This is a genomic window from Actinoplanes sp. NPDC048967 (assembly GCF_040649415.1).
Lineage (GTDB): Bacteria > Actinomycetota > Actinomycetes > Mycobacteriales > Micromonosporaceae > Actinoplanes.
Genome location: NZ_JBEZFL010000008.1, coordinates 152,300 through 171,432 on the forward strand (window position 1 = coordinate 152,300; position 19,133 = coordinate 171,432).

14 protein-coding genes are annotated in these 19,133 nt (G+C 73.7%); 8 read left to right on the top strand and 6 right to left on the bottom strand.

Annotation, left to right across the window (positions count from 1 at the left end; genetic code table 11):
- Positions 1 to 32: 32 nt before the first annotated feature.
- Together AB0C12_RS31540 and AB0C12_RS31545 are read right to left on the bottom strand one after the other, a co-directional pair.
- Positions 33 to 869: an ATP-grasp domain-containing protein gene (locus tag AB0C12_RS31540; protein WP_360553499.1), complete on the bottom strand. Its 837-nt coding sequence runs from the start codon at positions 867 to 869 to the stop codon at positions 33 to 35.
- Positions 869 to 4,624: a SpoIIE family protein phosphatase gene (locus tag AB0C12_RS31545; protein WP_360553500.1), complete on the bottom strand. Its 3,756-nt coding sequence runs from the start codon at positions 4,622 to 4,624 to the stop codon at positions 869 to 871. Before AB0C12_RS31545 ends, AB0C12_RS31540 begins: the two co-directional genes overlap by 1 nt.
- A 189-nt stretch (positions 4,625 to 4,813) precedes the next feature.
- Here AB0C12_RS31545 and AB0C12_RS31550 point away from each other — a divergent pair, with 189 nt between their 5' ends.
- Positions 4,814 to 6,190, top strand: coding sequence for a serine hydrolase (locus AB0C12_RS31550; protein ID WP_360553501.1), 1,377 nt, complete (start codon positions 4,814 to 4,816; stop codon positions 6,188 to 6,190).
- Here AB0C12_RS31550 and AB0C12_RS31555 read toward each other — a convergent pair.
- Positions 6,173 to 6,688, bottom strand: a complete 516-nt coding sequence (locus tag AB0C12_RS31555) for an HAD domain-containing protein (protein WP_360553502.1) — start codon at positions 6,686 to 6,688, stop codon at positions 6,173 to 6,175. The genes AB0C12_RS31550 and AB0C12_RS31555 overlap by 18 nt on opposite strands.
- 72 nt (positions 6,689 to 6,760) lie before the next feature.
- On the opposite strand from AB0C12_RS31555, the gene AB0C12_RS31560 reads away from it, so the two are divergent.
- The 3 genes from AB0C12_RS31560 (at position 6,761) to AB0C12_RS31570 (ending at position 8,923) form a co-directional block, all read left to right on the top strand.
- Positions 6,761 to 7,504 (top strand): SDR family oxidoreductase, encoded by a 744-nt coding sequence (locus AB0C12_RS31560; protein WP_360553503.1) that lies wholly within the window; start codon positions 6,761 to 6,763, stop codon positions 7,502 to 7,504.
- Positions 7,505 to 7,547: 43 nt separating this feature from the next.
- Positions 7,548 to 7,892, top strand: a complete 345-nt coding sequence (locus AB0C12_RS31565) for a hypothetical protein (protein ID WP_360553504.1) — start codon at positions 7,548 to 7,550, stop codon at positions 7,890 to 7,892.
- An 89-nt stretch (positions 7,893 to 7,981) separates the two neighbouring features.
- Entirely contained in the window at positions 7,982 to 8,923 is a 942-nt protein-coding gene (locus AB0C12_RS31570) for a hypothetical protein (protein ID WP_360553505.1), read from the top strand.
- Positions 8,924 to 8,925: 2 nt separating this feature from the next.
- Here AB0C12_RS31570 and AB0C12_RS31575 read toward each other — a convergent pair whose 3' ends face one another.
- A complete protein-coding gene (locus AB0C12_RS31575) occupies positions 8,926 to 13,956 on the bottom strand; it encodes a family 43 glycosylhydrolase (RefSeq protein ID WP_360553506.1) in 5,031 nt (1,676 codons plus the stop codon).
- 370 nt (positions 13,957 to 14,326) lie between these two features.
- Here AB0C12_RS31575 and AB0C12_RS31580 point away from each other — a divergent pair, with 370 nt between their 5' ends.
- Both AB0C12_RS31580 and AB0C12_RS31585 read left to right on the top strand, forming a co-directional pair.
- Positions 14,327 to 14,671, top strand: a complete 345-nt coding sequence (locus tag AB0C12_RS31580) for an Lsr2 family protein (RefSeq protein ID WP_360553507.1) — start codon at positions 14,327 to 14,329, stop codon at positions 14,669 to 14,671.
- A 185-nt stretch (positions 14,672 to 14,856) separates the two neighbouring features.
- Positions 14,857 to 15,744, top strand: a complete 888-nt coding sequence (locus AB0C12_RS31585; protein ID WP_360553508.1) for a S41 family peptidase — start codon at positions 14,857 to 14,859, stop codon at positions 15,742 to 15,744.
- A gap of 22 nt (positions 15,745 to 15,766) precedes the next feature.
- Here the strand turns inward: AB0C12_RS31585 and AB0C12_RS31590 are convergent, their stop codons facing one another.
- Complete coding sequence (locus AB0C12_RS31590; RefSeq protein WP_360553509.1) at positions 15,767 to 16,366, bottom strand: NAD(P)-binding domain-containing protein; 600 nt, start codon at positions 16,364 to 16,366, stop codon at positions 15,767 to 15,769.
- 124 nt (positions 16,367 to 16,490) lie between these two features.
- Here AB0C12_RS31590 and AB0C12_RS31595 point away from each other — a divergent pair, with 124 nt between their 5' ends.
- Positions 16,491 to 17,201, top strand: coding sequence for a GAF and ANTAR domain-containing protein (locus AB0C12_RS31595; RefSeq protein WP_360553510.1), 711 nt, complete (start codon positions 16,491 to 16,493; stop codon positions 17,199 to 17,201).
- A 47-nt stretch (positions 17,202 to 17,248) separates the two neighbouring features.
- Positions 17,249 to 18,343 (top strand): DICT sensory domain-containing protein, encoded by a 1,095-nt coding sequence (locus tag AB0C12_RS31600; RefSeq protein ID WP_360553511.1) that lies wholly within the window; start codon positions 17,249 to 17,251, stop codon positions 18,341 to 18,343.
- Between the two features lie 13 nt (positions 18,344 to 18,356).
- Here the strand turns inward: AB0C12_RS31600 and AB0C12_RS31605 are convergent, their stop codons facing one another.
- Positions 18,357 to 19,109, bottom strand: a complete 753-nt coding sequence (locus AB0C12_RS31605) for a ZIP family zinc transporter (RefSeq protein WP_360553512.1) — start codon at positions 19,107 to 19,109, stop codon at positions 18,357 to 18,359.
- Between the last annotated feature and the right edge of the window lie 24 nt (positions 19,110 to 19,133).

The following is a 19,133-nucleotide window of genomic DNA, read 5'->3' on the forward strand; positions in this document are numbered from 1 at the left end:
GCGGGCCAGTGTTAACGGTCACAACAAGCGGGTCAAGGGCCGACCGCGGCGACGAGGGCTGCCGCGGACGTCGACACCGGACGGTCGCTCACCTGACCGTCACCCACCTCGATGACCCGCCACTCCCCGTCGGCGCGCAACGCGAGGTCCACCGTCACGAACGGCAGCCCCAGCCCCGCGATCACCGGCGTGACCGCGGCCAGGTCGAGACCGGCCGGCGGCAGCTCGTCCGGGCTGTCCGGATGGGCACTGACCAGCCGGCACTCCCCGCGCACCCACCAGGTACGGACCTCGGCCCCGGTGAAGTCCTCGAACCGGCGCAGCACGAACCCGCCGGTGAACTCGTCACCGCGCAGCTCCCGCAACCGGCTCGCCACCCGCCAGGCCGCCGCGGCGTCCGCGAGCTCCGGCACGAAGACCGCCTCGTCCCAGTAGTGCTTCATCGACTTGGTCCAGTCCCGCAGCACTGCCGGCCCCGCGCCGAGCCCGGCCCGGGCCGCGTCGAAGGCGGCGCGGTCGGCACCGGTCGTCCACGTCGTGTCCGGTGTGAACCCGGCCAGCTGTCCGGCCCACCCCGGCAGCTCGTGGGCGCGGCGGTACTGCTCGGGATCGGTCCGCAGCGTCACACCGCGTCCGGCCAGGGCGTCGGCCATCGCCGCGTACCGGTCGGCCCCCAGCATCCAACCCCGGTAGACGGCTCCGTCACCGGCGGGCACGCGGGCCACCGCGGCGTCCGCGGCGCCCGCGGCCAGCCCGTCGTGATCGACCAGCGCGACCGTCCACCCCGCCTCGCGGGCGGCCGCGGCCTCCGGCGCGAAGTGCTCGTCGGGCCGGCGCGGGCGCACCACGTCAGCGGGAATCAGCATCATCACCGCACCATGGTGACCGGTGCCGTCCCGTCCTGGCGCGGCGGCTCGGCCCAGCGGCGTTCGATGGTCACCGTCGTGCCGGTCGCCGTCGAGGTGACCCGCACGTCGCCGTACGCGTTCATCAGCAGCGCCCCGCGTCCGCGGTCGCGGGCCGGCGGCCGTTGCCGCCAGCCGCCGAAGTCCCGCACCACCACCCGGACCAGCCCGTCCGTGACCTGGAGCCGCACCTCGACCTCGGGACGGCTGGGCCGCTGGGCGTGCTCGACGGCGTTGTTGACCGCCTCGGTCGCCGCCACCTGCAGGTCGTCGAGCAGGTCGGGATCGATCCGGTCGCCGGACAGCGCCGCGCGCAGATCGCGCCGCATCGCCGCGGCGGCCGTCGGCGCCAGCGGATAGACCCAGGTGGCGTCGACCTCCGGCAGTTCGGCGACGGCGGCCGGCACCACCGGTCCCCGCCGGCGCACGGCGACGACCGCGACGTCGTCCCGCAACGGCTCGGCGGCACCGGTCAGGACCGCTTCCACGACCGTGGCCGCCGCGGCGCCGTTCACGTACGAGACGCCGGCCCGGTGCAGCAGCCGCTCCAGGCCTTCGGTGGCAACCAGCCCGTCGGTGAACAGCACCAGCTGCGCCCCGGGCGGCAGGGAGTCCTCGTTCTGCTCGTAGGTCGCCGTGCCGGCGCCGAGCGGCGGCCCGACCGTGCCGGTCAGCTGCCGGGTGTCCTCGCCCGGGGCGCTGCGTACCGGCGCGGGATGACCCGCGCTGCACCAGGAGAGCTCGCCGGTGGCCGGCTTCAGCCGGGCCACGAGCAGACTGGCCGAGAACGGCGCACCCAGGCGGGACAGCAGCCGCGCGACGCGGGTCAGGACGGGAGCGGGGGCCGGATCCTCGACCGCGTACGCGCGGACCGCGTTGCGGACCTGCCCGCTGGTCACCGCCGCGCCCAGCCCGTGCCCGGCCACGTCACCGATGCTGAGCACCAGGTCGCCGCCGGGCAGCGCGACGACGTCGTACCAGTTGCCGCCGGCCTCGCCGGTGGCCGGGCGGAACTGCGCCTGCAGGTCCCAGCCCTCCGGCGCGGGCAGGCTCTCCGGCAGCAGGCTCTGTTGCAGGGTGAGGGTGAGCTGCCGTTCGTGCTCGAGCTGCGCGGTGCTCCGGGCCAGCGATGCCAGCAGGGTGGCCATCGAGTCGAGCAGGGCCCGGGCATCGTCGGCCGGTGGGCTCGCGGCGCCGACCCGTACGGCGAGACTGCCGAGCCGGCGCCCGTCGGCCCCTCGAAGGATCGCGGTCAGGGTGCGGGTGTCGGCGATGGCGTCCCCGGCGCCCGTCGGCGGCGCGGTGAAGCGCAACGGGGCGTGGTGCTCGTCGCCGTCCAGCTCGGTCACCGCCCGTACGCCGCCCAGCAATGCGCGGGCCTGCTCGGTGGCGGCCTGGAACGCCTCCTCCAGCGCCCGGCCGGAGGCGATCACCGCGGCGGTGTCGGCGAGGACCCGCAGCTGCCGGGTGTGGGTGCCGCGCAACCGGGCGAGCCGCAGGGTGGTGCGGACCCGGGCGACGAGCTCCGCGGCGGTGAACGGCTTCACGACGTAGTCGTCCGCGCCGACCTGCAGGCCCTCGACGCCGGCCTCCTGTCCGGCGCGGGCGGACAGCATCACGACCGGCAGCGCCTCGGTGGCCGGCTCCCGGCGCAGCGCCCGGACCAGGCCGAACCCGTCCAGCCTGGGCATCATCACGTCGGTCAGCAACAGGTCGGGTGGGTTGCGGGCGATCGCCTCCAGCGCGGCCTGCCCGTCCGCCACGGTGTCGACCTGCCAGCCCTGCGCGCCGAGCAGCCGGACGAGATAGGCCCGCATGTCGCTGTTGTCGTCGGCCACCAGGATCCGGGCCGCGGGCAGCTGCTCCGCCGGGCCGGCGGGCGGCGCCTCGGCGCCGGCGGCGGCGTCGTCGAGCCAGCCGGTGACCTCGCGGACGGCCGCCTCGGCGGTGGAGAAGGCCGGCGTGGCCGCGGGCTCCGCGACCGGCTCGACCGCGGTCCACGGCAGGGTCACGGTGAAGGTGGTGCCCTCCCCCGGCGTGCTCTCGGCCCGCACGTCGCCGCCCTGCAGCCGGCTCAGCTCGCGGACCATCGCCAGGCCGATGCCGGTGCCCTCGTGGCTGCGCGAGCGCACACCCTGGACCCGGTGGAACCGGTCGAACAGCCGCGGCAGCTCCGCGGCGTCGATGCCGATGCCGGTGTCCGTGACCCGCAACCGGATCCGCTCGGCCGCCAGCGTCACCCGGATCTCGCCGACGAAGGTGAACTTGAGGGCGTTGGAGATCAAATTGGTCACGATCTTCTCCCAGTTGCCCGGGTCGACGGCGACCGGCCGGGGCAGCGGCGGGCAGTCCACGACCAGGCGCAGCCCGGCGCGTTCCACGGCGGACCGGAAGACCCCGGCGAGCTCCGCGGTCCAGGTGGCCAGGTCGAGCGAGCGAGGTGCGTGCCCGGCCCGGCCGGCCTCCAGGCTGGAGAACGTCAGCAGGTCGTTGACCAGGCCCAGCAGCCGGTTGGCGTTGCGCCAGGCGGTGTCCACCCGCTCACGCTGCCCGGCCGGCAGCGGCTCGTCCCGGTCGGCCAGGGCGTCGGCGAGCGGGCCGAGCATCAGCGTCAGCGGGGTGCGGAACTCGTGGCTGACGTTGGTGAAGAAACCGGTCTTGACCCGGTCGAGCTCGGCCAGCGCCTCCGCGCGCTCCCGTTCCTGCTGGTACGCCTGGGCGTTGCGGACCGCGACGGCGACCTGCTGGGCGAGCAGCTGCAGGAAGGAACGGTAGGTCTCGTCGAGGCCGCGGCTGGGACTGATCCCGGTGAGGACGACCCCGACGGGCTGCTCCCGGTCGGCCGACGGCAGCGGCTGCGCGACGGCGGCCCGGACCGGGTCACCCCAGGGACCACCGGTCACGGCGACCCGCTTCACCACGTCGTCGGTCCGGGCGGTGCGGCCCGCGGCGGCGGCCCGCAGGCCCCAGGGATCGTCGCCTGCCGGGTACGCGGAATCAGCCGTCGCCTCCGCCAGGCTCAGCGACGCGGGCAGCGCCGCCTGCACCGGACTGTTGTCCGCGTCGGCACCGACGCACGCCGCCAGCCGCAGCATCCCGCCGTCGCGCAGATAGATCGCGGCGAACGGCACATCCAGCGGCTGATCGCCGATCACCGCCGACAGCCGGGCGCAGGTCTCGGCGACGTCCACGGGATCGGTGCCCGCCGGCAGCGACAGGTCCCGCAGCAGGCGCAGCCGCCGCTCCCCGACGATCTGGTCGGTGACCTCGCTGCAGACGGTGAGCACCCCCATGGTGGTGCCGTCGTCGTCGCGGGCCGGGGCGTGCGAGACGCTGAAGTACGCCTCCTCGCGGTAACCGGCCCGGTCCAGGACCAGCCGCAGGGCCGGCACCCAGCTGGCCACGCCGGTGGCCATCGCGTCGAGGATGAGCGGCTCGAGCACGTTCCAGCTGTCGGCCAGAGTGACCCGCACGTCGCCGCCGAGCGCGGCCGGGTGCTGGTCGCCGATCAGCGCGGAATACGCGTCGTTGTAGAGCTGGGTGAACCGCGGGCCCCACAGCAGCAGCATGGGATAGCGCGAGGACAGCACGATGCGTACGGCGGCGCGCAGGCTCTGCGGCCACCCGCCGACCGGACCGAGATCCGTTGCGGCCCAGTCCAGCCCGGCCATCAGCCGTCCGGTGGTGCCCCCGCCGGCGAACAGGTCGTCCGGCGACATCAGTACCGATCACCGGTCATGCGCGAGCCCCACCTCCGGCCGGCGCGGCCGACCCCGTTGACGTTGACCAGTGTCCCTTACCCCGTCGGTCGACTTTCGCACACGCCCGGCGGGCCCGGGCCGCGGAGGTGGGCCGCGACGCTCGTATCACCCGCGCGGGCCGCCCACCCGTGACGCTAGGTTCGGAGGATGAGAACCCTCGGGGAGGCGGTGCTGCCGCGCAGCGGACCGGCGGCACAGGGCGTCGACGCGTCCGGGATCGACCGGTTCGTCACCGCGGTCGCCGCGCTGAGCGACGCGGAACTGCACAGCCTGATGGTGCTGCGGCACGGGCACGTGGTCGCGGAACACTGGTGGCCGCCGTACGAGCCGGGCACGCCGCGGCTGGCCTACTCGGTGAGCAAGAGCTTCACGTCGACGGCGCTCGGCTTCGCGGTCGACGAGGGCCGGGTGGACCTGGACGCGACAGTGCTGTCGTACTTCCCGGAGCTCGACGCGGAGGTGACCGACGAGCGGTCCCGCGCGATCCGGGTCCGGCACGTGGCGGCGATGGCCAGCGGACACGACGGCGACGCCTTCGAGCGGGCCCGGACGGCCGGCGACGGCGACATGCTGCGCGGCTTCCTGCTCACCCCGCCGGAGCACGAGCCGGGGACGGTGTTCGCGTACAACCAGCCGTGCACCCACGCGCTGTCGGCGATCATCCAGCGGATCAGCGGGGGGTCGCTGACGGCGTACCTGCGGCCCCGGCTGTTCGAGCCGCTGGGCATCACGCGGACCGGCTGGACGCGCGACCCGCAAGGACGCGAGATCGGCTTCTCGGGTCTGCACGTGCCGACCGAAGCGATCGCCAAGCTGGGCCAGCTCTACCTGCGCAACGGTGTCTGGGCTGACCGGCAGCTGCTGAGCCCGCAGTGGGTCGAGGAAGCGACCCGCGCGCACATCACGACCGGCGTCCCCGAGACGGACTGGGACCAGGGGTACGGCTTCCAGTTCTGGCGCAGCCGCCACGGCTACCGCGGCGACGGCGCGTACGGCCAGTTCATGCTGGTCCTGCCGGAGGCGGACGCGGTGGTGGCGATCACGTCGCAGAGCCTGGACGCCCCGGGCGTACTGGAAGCCGTGTGGACGCACCTGCTGCCCGCGCTGACCGCCGACGCGCCGCCCGACCGGGTCTGGACGCCTGGGACCGTACCCCTGCCCGGCCCGGCGGCCGACGGGCTGCAGCCCGACCGCACGCCGTTGACCTTGCGACCGGGAACGGGCAATCAGCTTCCCGGCCTGCACACCGTCCAGGTGGTGACCGGACCCGACGAGATCCGGCTGCGGGAGGGCGACTCCGAACTGGCCGCCGCCCTGGGCGCACCGGGCGCATGGACCACCACGGGCCCGCTGGCCACCGCATCCGCCTGGGCCGGCGGGCAGCTGCACGTCGATGTGATCTTCGTCGAGACGCCGCACCGCCTGCATCTGCGGCTCGACCCGGCGGCCGGGACGTTCGAGGCCCGGTGGGAGACCTCGCCGCTCGGCGACCCTCCGCTGTCCGAGCTACGCGTGCCCCGCTGACCGGCGGTCAGCCGCATCCAGCCAGCCGGCGAGCGCGGCGAAGTCGGCATCCGTCAGGCCGGCGCGCGGATCGACCCGGTGCAGCAGTGCCGGTCCGGGATGGCAGGCCGCCACCCAGCGGCGGTCCCGGTCGGTGACCTCGTCGTCGACCCAGACGAACGGACGCCCGGCCGCCCACCGCACCAGCCCGGCGGTCTTCCAGTGCCGGCCACCCACCGGGTCGTCCTCGCTGTCGGGCCAGGTGACGACGGGCAGGCCGGGCAGGCCGAGCCGCGGCGCGATCACCTCATTGGCGTGCTCCCCCCACGTCGTCGCCCAGACCAGTTCGCCGGGCAACGCGAGCAGCTTCGGCCCGTCCGCCGGGTCGAGGCGGCACAGCAGCGGGTGGTCGCCGGGTGCGAGATCCGCGGGCGGGTAGCGGCGGCCCGAGCCACCGAACGGGATCAGCGGCCCGTCGACATCGAGAAAGACGATCGGACGGTCGGCGGCGGCAGGCATCGCCGGCATTGTACGAACGCCACGTCCTATTGCCGCCAGACCCGGGCCGGGTGATCGCGCAGGGTTGACGGCATGACGAACCGACTTGACGGCAAGGTGGCGCTGGTGACCGGCGGCGGGCGGGGCATCGGCGCCGCGACGGCGGTGCGGCTGGCGCGGGACGGTGCGGATGTCGCGCTGACCTATCTGCGGGACAAGCAGCGGGCCGAGGAAGTGGCGCACGAGATCACGATGCTGGGGCGGCGGGCGGTCGCCGTACCGGCCGACAGCGCCGACCCCGCGGCCGTGGTGGCCGCCGTCGACCGGGCCGCCGCCGAGCTCGGCCGGCTCGACATCCTGGTCAACAATGCCGGCGCCTTCCTGCTCGGGCCGGTGGAGCAGCTCGACCGGGCGGATTTCGAGCAGAGCATCGCGGTCAACGTCCGGGCGCCGTTCGTGGCCGCGCAGGCGGCGCTGCGGCACCTGACCGGCGGCGGGCGGATCATCTCGATCGGCAGCAACGTGGCCGAGCGGGCGGTCTTCCCCGGCTTCACCCTGTACGCGCTGAGCAAGACCGCGCTGACCGGCCTGACCAAGGCCCTGGCCCGGGAGCTGGGCCCGCGGGCGATCACCGTCAACCTGGTCAACCCGGGCCCGACGGACACGGACCTGAACCCGGCCGACGGCCCGAACGCCGACGCCGTCAACGCCTTCACCGCGCTGGGCCACTACGCCGAGCCGGCCGACGTGGCCGCAGCCGTGGCGTTCCTGGCAGGCCCGGACGGACGCTACGTCACGGGCGCGACGATCAACGTGGACGGCGGCTTCGCGGTCTGAGCGCGGCCTGGACAGCACGGCGCGGCCGGGTAATGGTCGCGTCGTGCTATCGGGGGCGCGAGGGCGTGCTGCCCGGCATGCAGCAGAGCCTTTCCATCAGTTCTCGCCGCACGACACCGCTCGGCCGAGGGGGCCGCTGGGTGGGGTCGACGGCGGCCTGGGCGTCGCGTCGCCCGCCGAGGTAGCCCAAGCGGTCGTCGACGGCCTTCCCGACGGTGCCCGGCGCGACAACGACCGGACCGTCTATGTTTTCTGCGCCAAGGGTGACAGCGACGAACGGTTCCCGGTCGGGGTGTTCCTCACCGGGGAGGACGGCGCCGAGGCGGCCCGGCTGGCCCAGGCGACCGGTCCGGGCTACCGGCTTTTGGCGGTGCCCGTGGTCCTCTAACGCCCGGCGGCGATCCGGGCGCACAGCGATGGTGATCAATGGCTACGCATCGTAGCATCTCGATACCATCCCGTGACCGCGGAGGACGCATGCACGTTCCCCTGATTGTCGCGTTGCTGCTGGCCGGACCGGTGACCCCGGCCCCGGCAGCCGCGCTTGTCCTGCCGACACTGGCCGTCGGTGCCACCACCTCCGGCGCCGATACCGTCGGCAGTGGCAACACCTGTGCCGGGTTCCTCGACGAGCGGGCGCATCTCGGGCCGCAGCTCACCGTCCGCCGGGTCTTCACCTCGGCCGCCGCCCTGCCACCCGCCGACGCCCTCAGCTGTCAGCAGACCTACGGCGCGACGCTCTGGTACTCGTTCAAGACGACCTGCACGCCGGTCGCCGTCGCCGCCGGCACGTGTGACGGCGAGATCCAGGCGATCGCCGCGGCGATGCCGGCGGGGAGCTATCTGACGTACTACCACGAGCCGGAGGACGACATGACCGGCGTGCAGTTCGTGGCCGCGTTCACCCGCGTGTACCAGCAGAGCAAGGCGGTCAACGCGGCCGTGAACGTGGTTCCGGTGCACATGGCGTACCAGTGGCGCTCGGGCTCGGCGTTCGTGACCAACAACGGCACCGGCGGGGACCGCGAGGTTCGGGACTGGATCGTGCCGGTCGCCTCCGCCGACGCGTACGGGATCGATCTGTACTGGCAGGCCAGCACCCGGGGCAGCGAGCCGGACGACCCGGTCAGCGTCGGCAGCGACCCGCGGATGCTGCGCTGGTACGGCGCTTTCGGCGCCCTCGGCCGCCCCCTGGCGCTCACCGAGTGGGGCATCGACGACGACCAGGGCGTCCGCGCGTCGCGGGGACCGGCGATCCGCGCCTCCCGCACCTGGCTGGCCTCGCACGGGTTCCAGGTCGTGTGTTACTGGCAGCATGACAACTGGTATCTGGGCACGTCGGTCGTGCCCGCCGGTGGTTACGCCGACCCGGACGGCGTCGCCGCGTACCAGGAGCTGGTGGCCGCGGCGACGCCGTGAGGTCAGCGGATCCGCACCTGCACGGTCCGCACCGGGCTGGTGTTACCGGCCCGGTCGGTGGCCCGGTACGACACCCGGTGCGTGCCCCTGCCCCGGACCTTGACCGGTGCCTGGTAGGTCCGCCAGGCACCGCGGTCCACCCGGTACGAGATCCGTTCCACCCCGGAGCCGCCGTCCTTGGCGCTCAGCGTGACCGTGACCGGTGACCGGCCGACCCGCACCGCCGCGCTGACCGACGGCGGCTGAGGGTCGCGCCGCACGGTGAGCGTGCCCGGCGCCGACACGTTGCCGAAGTGGTCGGTCGCCCGGTAGGTCACGGTGGTCACGCCGGCCGGCAGGGACACCGGTCCGGTGTAGGTCCGCCACTTGCCGCCGGCGGTCCGGTATTCGCGGGAGGCGATGCCGGACGGGTCGGTGGCGGTGACGACCAGGGCCACCGGGCCGGTGAACCAGCCGTGCCGGCCGGTCGGCTGCCGTGGATCGGTCAGCCCGGTGACCGCGGGGGCGGTCACGTCCGGCCGCATCGGCACGGTGACCCGCTGCGCGGTCTCCTGGTTGCCGGCCCGGTCGGTGGCCTGGAACGCGAGGCGGTGCACGCCGGTGAGGGTGAACGGCTTCGTGTACGGCTGCCACGCGCCGTCGTCGACGCGGTAGCTGATCGAGGCCACGCCCGAGGCGGTGTCCCGGGCGCTGAGCGTGACCGTCGAGGCGTTCCCCGTGGTCCGCACCGCGACGGCGGACATCGGCGGTTCCGGGTCGACCCGTACCGGCAGTTCGGCGACCGGGCCGAGGATCAGGTTCGCGCCCCGGGCCCGGTGGCGCACGGTGTACGAGCCGGCCGGCAGCGGCACCGGTCCGGTGTACGCGGCCCAGGCGCCGTCGCCCAGCGCGTACTCGATCGTGCTGTTGCCCGCCCCGCCGCTGAGGGTGAGGGTGGCGCCGGCGCCGTACCAGCCGCCGGTCCCGGGCCGGGAGATCGACGCCTGCGGGGGCACCCCGGTGTAGGTGAGCGGGTCGACGCTCTCCAGGGTCGGGACGACCGGGGTGATGGCTCCGGTGGCGTCGAAGTACAACCGGTCGATGGTGGTCTCGCGGTGGAAGCCGTCGCCGCCGGTGAGCGCGAAGCGGTGGTACGCGATGTACCAGTCGTCGGTGCCGGGCACCTGGATGATCGAGCTGTGCCCGGTGCCGAGGATGCCCTGCGCCGGGTCCTTGGCCAGGATCACCCCGCGGGCGGTGAACGGCCCGTACGGCGAGCTGCCGGTGGCGTAGGCGACCCGGTAGTTCTCGCTGCCGGTGTCGTCGACGGAGTAGCTCAGGTAGTAGGTCCCGTTCCGCTCGTTCATGAACAGGCCCTCGCGGAAGTCGGTGAGCCCGCCGATGGTCTGCCGCCCGGCGACGTCGATCGAGGTCATGTCCGCGTTCAGCGGCGCGACGTAGGCCTTGCCGTTGCCCCAGTACAGGTAGCTCTGCCCGGTGCTGTCGGTGAACACGGCCGGGTCGATCTGCTGGGCGCCGGCGTAGTCGTCGCGGTCGATCAGAGGCGCGCCGGAGTCGGTGAACGGCCCGAGCGGCGAGTCGGCGGTGGCCACCCCGATGTTGCCCGCGGCGCAGTAGTAGAAGTAGTACTTGCCGTTGGCCGCGGCGATCGCCGGGGCCCAGGCGTTGGTGTGCGCCCAGGACACGTCGGCCAGGTCCAGGATCGTGCCGTGCTCGGTCCAGGTGGCCAGGTCGGTCGAGGACCACGCCTTGAAGGTGGTGCTCCCCCAGCCCGCGATGCCGTCGGTGGTCGCGTAGATGTAGTAGGTGTCGCCGAAGCGGACGATGTTCGGGTCGGCGTTGAGGCCGGGCAGCACCGGCGAGCGCAGCACCCGGGTGGTGACCGTGTAGGAACGGGTCGCGCCGGTGGCGCTGGTGACGGTGATGCGCCGTGCGGTGGACCAGTCGCCGGCTCCCGCACCGGTGACCGTCGAGGTGCTCGCCACGGTGAAGACCGGGTCGAGGTTCCGGCGGTCGGTGCCGGGGCGCACCGGCAGGACGATGGTGCCGGCCTCGCTGTCGATCAGGGCCGGGGCCTTGAGGCTGTCCAGCGTCACCGCGGAGACCGTGGTGGCGTTGCCGCCGAGCCGGGCGACCTCGGCGGCGGTCAGGGCCCGGTCGTAGATGCTGACGTCGCGCATCCGGCCCTTGAAGTACTTGTCCGCGGCGTACACCGAGCGGCCGAGGTAGTTGGCCTTGGTGACGCCGTTGCCGATCGAGCCGGGGGTCACGGAGACCGCGGTGGTGCGGGCGACCTGGCGGCCGTCGAGGTAGAGGGTCGCGGTGCCGTCACCGACGGTGTAGGTCAGCGTCCGCCACGAGCCGCGGCTCAGGGCGCTGCCGGTCGCCGTGCCCTGTTCGGTGGTCCAGTTGCCGGAGGCGATGGCCGCGCGGTAGTTGTCGCCGGTGCTGAACACGTACCCGTTGCCGGCGCCGCCGCTGTCGGTGTTGCCCATCCCCCACAGGAAGTAGGGCCTGGGCTGGGCCGGGTCGATCCAGACGTCGGTGGAGACGGTCATGGCCCGCATTCCCGCCATGGCGTTGTCGGGCAGCTTCACGTAGCCGTCGGTGCCGCCGAAGGTCAGGCTGCCGTCGCTCCAGCTCGTGCCGCCGGCGACCGTGGCGTTGTTGCCGTTGCCGGAGGAGTCGACGACTGCGGTGCCGGTGCTCTGGTCCAGGGCGTAGTGGGCGACCAGGCCGTCGGCGGTGGCGGGCAGCGGATCGGGCGTGCCGGAGAGCCGGTCGAGCTCGGCCTGGGTGATCGGCAGCACCGTGCCGTGGCGCGGGCTCTTCGGCAGGGCGTAACTCGCCGGCACCTTCCAGGCCGGGGCGTCGAGGTTGTCGGTGCCGAGCGGGATGTAACCGCGGCCGCCGTACTCGTCGACGAAGAGGTAGTAGTCCGAGCCGGACTCGTCGCCGGGGTTGGCTTTGAAGGCGGTCGGGCCCTCCACGGCGGAGGTGCCGGCGGCCTTGCCGATGCAGGAGGCCACGATCCGCCACGCCGGGTTCTTCGGGTCGTACGCGGGGTCCGCCACGTCGTCGACCGCGGTCAGCGAGTCGGCCCGCTCCTGGATGATGTCGCTGCAGCCGGTGACCGCACCCTCGTCCTTGGTGAAGCGGTGGTACGTGCCGCCGTCCTTGATCACCGTGCTGTCGATCCGGGACGAGCCGCGGTCCTGCCAGATCTTCGGCGTGCTGAACGTGACGAAATCGCGGGTGGTGGCGTAGAGCATCCGGTTGTAGGCGTCGCCGGTGTGCCCGGGGTCGGTCTCGGCGTACAGCTTGGACGCCCAGAAGACGACGTACTGGCCCAGGGTCTCGTCCCAGAACGCCTCGGGGGCCCAGGTGTTGCCGGCCGTCGGCGGTGAGACCAGCACGTGCCGCTGCTGCCCCCAGTGCACCAGGTCGGTGGACTCCCACACCTCGAGGTAGCGGCTGCCGCGGCGCTGCGAGTCGTCCCAGGAGGTGCCGCTGCCGATGGACAGGTCGGTGGCGATCAGGAAGAACTTGTCGCCCTCGGGCGAGCGGATCAGGAACGGGTCGCGCAGGCCCTTGGTGCCCAGCGTGGAGGTGAGCACCGGCTGGCCGCCGTTGAGCTCGGTCCAGCGCAGGGCGTTGTTGCCCTGGCTGGCCGCGAAGGAGATCTTCTCGCCGGCGATGCTGTTGCCGGTGAAATAGGCGAAGGCGTAGCCCTTCAGCGGTGCGGGCGCCGGCAGAGCGGGCACGGTGGCGGTCAGCGACCTCGTCGCGCTGACCGGGCCGAGGCTGACGGTGGCGGTGAGGGCGACCCGCCGGGCCGGGCTGCCGGCCGCGGGCCGGTGCACGACACCGGTGGCGCTGACGGTGGCGGGGTCCGCACTGGACCACGCGACGGTGGTGCCGTGCAGCCCGCTGGCCGGCAGGGTCAGGTTGCCGCGGGCGTCGTCGAGGTTGGTGACGGTCAGCGCGTCGCGGGCCTGCTCGACCTTCCGCGCGGCGCTGAGGGCGGCCTTGACGGTGACCGGGAAGGCGCGGGTGGCGCTGCTGGAGCCGCTGGCGACGGTCGCGGTCAGGGTCACGGTGGTGTCGGCGGCCGGCCTGGTCACCGCACCGGCGGGCGTGATCACCGCCGGGTCCGAGGAGGACCAGGAGACCTTGCTCCCGTACGCGGGCCCGGCGGCCGGCAGGCTCAGGTCACCGGTGACCGCCGAGGTGTCACCCAGGGTCAGCGCCGCCCGGTCCCCCGCGACCCGGGTCGCGTCGGCGATGGCGATCCCGGCGGCCTCGGCGGCGCTCAGCGCCCGGTCGTAGATCCGGAAGTTGCGGATCCGGCCGTGCAGGTGGGCGTCCGCGGTGTAGACGGACCGGCCCAGGTAGTTCGCCTCGGTGACGCCCGAGCCGATGCTGCCGGGGGTGAGGGTGACGCCGGAGGTGGTCGCCACCGGCTGTCCGTTGAGGTATTCGGTCGCCACCCCGTCGGCGCCGAGGGTGTAACCGATGCTCGCCCAGACCCCGCGGGGCAGACCCGATCCGGCCTTGACGGTCTGCTCGGTGCTCCAGTTCCCGCCGGCGATCGCCGTCCGGTAGGGGTCCCCGGTGGCCATCAGATAGCCGTTGCCGGCACCGCCCGCGTCGGTGTTGCCCAGCGCCCAGATCATGTACGGCGTGGCCTGCGCGGTGTCGATGTAGACGTCGGCCGCCACGGTGACCGCACCGAGCCCGGCCAGCACGTCGTCCGGCAGCCGCACGTGCCCGTCGGTGCCGCCGAGGACGAGACCACCGCCGTCGGGCGCGAAGGACGCGTCCCCGCTCAGGACGCCGTCACGGCCGTGGCCCGAGGTGTCCGGGACCGCGGTCCCGGAGGTCTGGTCGAGGTCGTACCGCAGCACCAGGCCGCCGGTGACATCGGCTGCGGCGGCGGGTGCGGCCGGTGCCACGAGGGCGCCGGCGGCCAGCAGACAAGCAGCGATACGGGACAGGTGTCGGGTGCCGCGACGACGGGGCTCGGCGACCATGAAGGCCTCTATCCAGGGGTGGGAGCCGGAAGATTGCCGAAAGTGTTAACGGTCACAACTTGCCTGTCAAGCAACCGACACCAAGCCGAAACACGGCCCCGCTCATTCGCCACTGTCTTTGTCCGTTATGGACCGACCACAAAGCAGAGGACCGGGTCGCGCGGGCCCATATAACCGCCCGCACCGGACCGGCGGCGCGGCGGCGACCGCGCCACCTTGTGCGACGCCGCGGTAACGGATACGCGACACGGAAGAACGCGGATTCATTTATCGCACTGCGCCGGACGACGGCATGGCGATATCGGCTATGGTATCGCCAATAGAGGCGGTCACCAGGTGCCGCACCAAAGGCTTATCCGGGAGCGACCACATGGCCAAGCAGATCGTCACCCTGCTGACCGACGACATTGACGGCAGCAAAGCGGACCGCACCGTCGAATTCAGCATCGACGGCGTCAGCTACACCATCGACCTTTCCGACAAGAACGCCGGCAAGCTGCGCAAGGCGCTCGACCCGTACCTGGCCGCCGCCTCCCGGATCGGCCGCAGCAGCACCCCGCGGATCGCCGCGCGCAGCACCGCGCCGGCCCCCAGCCGGGCCAACCGCGACCAGAACCAGGCCATCCGGGAATGGGCCAACAAGAACGGTTACGAGGTCTCCGAACGCGGCCGCATCCCCACCTCGATCGTCGAGGCGTTCCACAGCAAGCGCTGATTCCGCGCCCGCCGGTGACGCCGTCGCGAATGCGATGACGACGCCCCACGCAACGGCGTCCCGGCACGCACGAAGGCCTTTCGGCGGCCCCGCCGCGGCAATGCGGAAAGCCCGGCCCCGGCTTCTCTGCCGAAGGCAGAGCGCGACGGCCCGCTGCGCGCCGATTTCTGCCCTACGGTCGGACCATGTCCACTGATCAGGTCCGGACCGTCGCCGAGCTCAGCGCAGTGCTGGCCGGCTGGCTGCGCCGGCTCATGCCACCGGGGCCCCGGCTCGACGGGCTCACCGCCGACCTCGCCGCCGCCTTCGCCGGTCGCCACGAGCCGGTCGACGCGGCCGGCTGCCAGGCCCTGCAGAAATGCGCGAACGCCCACTCCCGGCACCTGGAGCTGCACTTCGACCCCGCGGGTGCGGAGCAGGCCGACGACGAGGCCACCGGCTGGCCGCCACCGGACCCCGCACCCGTACGGCGCCGAGCCGCGGGCGTCACCTCAGTCCGGCGACTGGACGACGGCACCTGCGTCCTCATCCTGAACGCGCTCGAGCCGTACGCGATCGCCCGGCCGTACGTCGACGCCGCCCTGACCCTCGCCCGCGACTCCACCCGGCTGGTGCTGGACCTGCGGGGCAACGGGGGCGGTGACCCGGCCACTCTGGCGGCGGTCGCGGGCCCGCTGCTCGGCGATGACGCCCAGCAACTGTCCGACGTGCTCTACCGGGACCGCAGCCGGCAGTGGTGGACCACCGACTCCCCGCCCGGCAGCGCGCTGACCCAGCCGTTGCTGGTCCTGACCGGCCCGCGGACGTACTCCTCGGCGGAGGCGCTGGCGTATCACCTGCAGGCACGGGGACGCGCGACCGTGGTGGGTGAGCCGACCCGCGGTGCCGCCGACCACGTGACGCCGGTCCGGCTGACTCCGCAGGTGCTGGGCCTGCTGCCCGAGGCCGAGGTCCGCGACGCGGTGACCGGCGGCAACTGGGAGGGCGGCGGCGTGCTGCCGGACATCGCCCATCCGCACGCGACCGCCCTGGAGGCTGCTCTCGCCCTGCCGGTCGGGCCGGGGCAGGGCTAGCGGTCCTTCGTGACGTGCCGGCTCACCGCGCGGAGCCGACCACCTCGGCGAAGACCGCCGTCGCGTCGGCCACATCGATCTCCCGCATCCGCAGCGGCCCGCCGGCCTCGGTCAGGCAGGCGTTGCTCGCCCCACCGGCGAAGAACGGCGCGAAACCGAGATCCTGGATCAGCCGGGTCGCCACGCTGCGCGCGTCCCGGTGATCGGTGCAGATGAACTCGGCCAGCAGCGGGTCCCGGCCGCGGCGCCGGCGCAGCACGCTGGGCGTGCAGGTGTTGAGCGCCTTGACCCAGTGCGCGTCGGGGGCCCAGGTCGCCAGGGTCTCGATGCCGCTGAGCTCGCCCGGCACGGCCCGCTGGTAGCCGCCGTCCCAGATCACCGGGTCGGTGGCGTCCAGCACCGGCTTGCCGCTCAGCGCGCCCGCGGTGGCGTCGATCAGGGTGTGCGCGGTCGCCCAGTCCGGGGCGAACAGCACGACGTCGCCGAATGTGGCGGCGTCCGTCGCGGTGACTGTGGTCGTGGCGGCGGGCGAGGAGCTGACGACGACGTCATGACCGGCCTGGGTCCACCACTCGGCCAGCGATCCGCCCAGCTCGCCGGCGCCGATGATTCCGATCCGCATGACAGCAGTCTGCGCCGGGTCCGGGAGGCCTGTCCGAGAAACGCTTGAACCGGTTCAACTTGGCCGGGCCGTCGAGGGGGTAGCGTGTGGCCTTGGCCGACCGAGGCCGGCAAGGAGACCGCTGATGTCCGAGACGCACCGGCCCGCCGCCGCCGAGGCCTTCGCCCGGCTCGGCCGGATCAAGCTCGGCGAGACGGACCTTGACGGCGTGCTGACGACCGTCGCGGAGCTGGCCCGGGCCACCGTTCCGGGCGCCGACGCGGTCTCGGTCACCCTCGTGCGCCCCACCGGCCCGGCCACCGCCGCCTTCACCGCCGAGCTCGCCCTGCGCCTGGACGAGGCGCAGTACCGGCAGGGACACGGCCCGTGCCTGGACGCCGCGGCCTCCCTGCAGACCCTGGCCACCCCGCACACCGACAGCGAGAGCCGCTGGCCCGACTGGGCCGTCCGGGCCGTGGACGCCGGTGTGCGCAGCGCGCTGGCCGTGGGGCTGCCCGTGGAGGAGGGGGTCACGGGGGCGATCAACGTCTACTCGACCGCGCCGGACGCCTTCGACGACGAGGCCATCGCGCTCGCGCAGACGTTCGCCGCGTACGCCGCCGCGGCCCTGGCCAACGCCCACGTCTACGACGTGCAGGTCACCCTGGCCCAGCAGATGCGGGTGGCGATGGAGAGCCGGGCCGTCATCGAGCAGGCCAAGGGCATCATCATGGGCGAGCGGCGGTGCACCCCGGAGGAGGCGATCCAGATCCTCATCGGCGTCTCGCAGCAGGGCAACCGCAAGGTCCGTGACATCGCGGCGGCCCTGGTCGCCCGGGCCGGCCGGCCGGCCTGAGACGCACCGGTGGCGGAGCTCCGGCCACCGCCGTAGAGTCCGGCCCGATGAACGGGAAACGCCTGACCAAGTCCACGTTGGTGACTGTCTCGCACGCCATCGAACAGGCGGCCCTGGCCGTCGCCGAGGACGGGCCCATGGTGGTCATCGCGCTGTTCCAGCGGCTGCCGTACTTCGAGCGCGAACGCGAGGTGTACGAACGGATCGCGAAGCTGGCGGCCGTCGCGGTGGTCGGTGTCGTCGCCACCCACCCGCCGGAGCTGCCGGCCGGGCCGTACCCGGTCCTGCTGCACGATTCCGAGGACCTGGCTCGCGAGTGGACCGTCGCGGTCCTGACGCCCCGCTTCGGCGCCGTGCTCGTCGCCCACGACCGCGAGGAGGTCGACCCCGCGGCGGCCACCCTGGAGGCCGGCCGGGTGTTCGACGGCGACTGGCGCTTCCGGCGCGACGACGCCCTGCACGAGGTGCTGCGCCTGCGCGAGGCCCTGGCGGACCGCCTGCCCGCGGCCGCGCGCGCGACCATCGACGATGTCGTGCAGCGGGTCCGGCACCTGCCGGCGACGCCCGGTGAGGGCCGGGCCGACGCGGCGGTACGGCTGCTGGCCGAACGCACCGACCGCGACCGCGCCACGATCCAGAAGCTGCGGTCCCCCGCGACCGGGTCCACGCCCGGCGGCCGGCACCAGGCGGCTCTGACCGACGAGGCCGGGGTACGGCGCTGGTCGGGAGCCGACGGGGTGACCGCCTCGGGCACGCTGCCGGTGGCGCTGCTCGGCGTCCGCCCGGCCCCGGTGCAGGTGCTGCCCGAGCAGACCGGCCGCCGCACGCTGGCGTTGCGCAACGAGGGCCTGATCGCGGTCCTGGCCGCGGTGCTGCGCCCGGCCGACCGGATCACCCGCCTGGACGAGGACAGCTTCCTGCTGGTCGTGCCGGCGCTGCCGTACGACGACGCGGTGAAACTGGCCTACCGGGTCGGCACCGAGCTGGCCGCGGCCGGCGAGCGCAACCCGTTCCTGCCGCCGACGGCCACCGTGGTGGTGGCGGTGACCCGCGACCGACCGTTGCCGCTGGACGCCATCCGGGACGGCCTGACCTGGGCCGTGGGCGAGGGCATCCCCGTGGCCACCCTGCCGTCGCAGTGAGCGCCCGCGGAGCTCAGCCGGCGCGGGACAGGGCGAAGGCGGTCAGGAAGCCGAGCAGGGTGATCAGGCCGATGGCCAGGTGGGTCTTCTCGAAGGCCTCGGGGATCATCGTGTCGGCGATCATGGTGAGGATGGCGCCGGCCGCGAGCGCGGTGATGGCGGCCAGGACGCTCGGCGCCACGCCGCCCAGCAGGGTGTAGCCGGCCAGCGCGGCCAGACCGCTGATCACGGCGATCCCGGCCCACAGCCCGAAGACGTACGTGCGGGAACGGCCGGCGCGGCGCATCCCGGCCGCGCTGGACAGGCCCTCGGGCACGTTGCTGATGAACACCGCGACCACGGTGGCCACGCTCACCGCGCCGCCGCCGAGCAGGCTGGTGCCGATGACGATCGATTCCGGTACGCCGTCGAGCAGGGCGCCGAGGGCCAGCGCCGTACCGGATCCGCCCTGGTCCTGCTCGGAGGGCTGCTGATCGCCGGAGCGTTTGCGGTGCCGGGCGCCGCGCCGGGCCAGCAGGACGTTGGCCGCGGTGTAGAGCACGGCCCCGGCGATCGCGCCCGCCGCGGTCGGCAGCAGCCCGCCGCTCGCGTAGGCCTCGGCCACCAGCTCGAACGACACGGCCGACAGCAGCACCCCGGCGCCGAAGGCCATGATCGAGGCGATGATCTTCTGCGGGATCCGCGCCAGGTAGCCGACCGCGGCGCCGACGAGCAGCGCCGAACCCGCCAGCAGTCCCCATCCACCCGCTTGCAACCATCCCGGCATCGCCGCACTGTTTCCGCGACAACC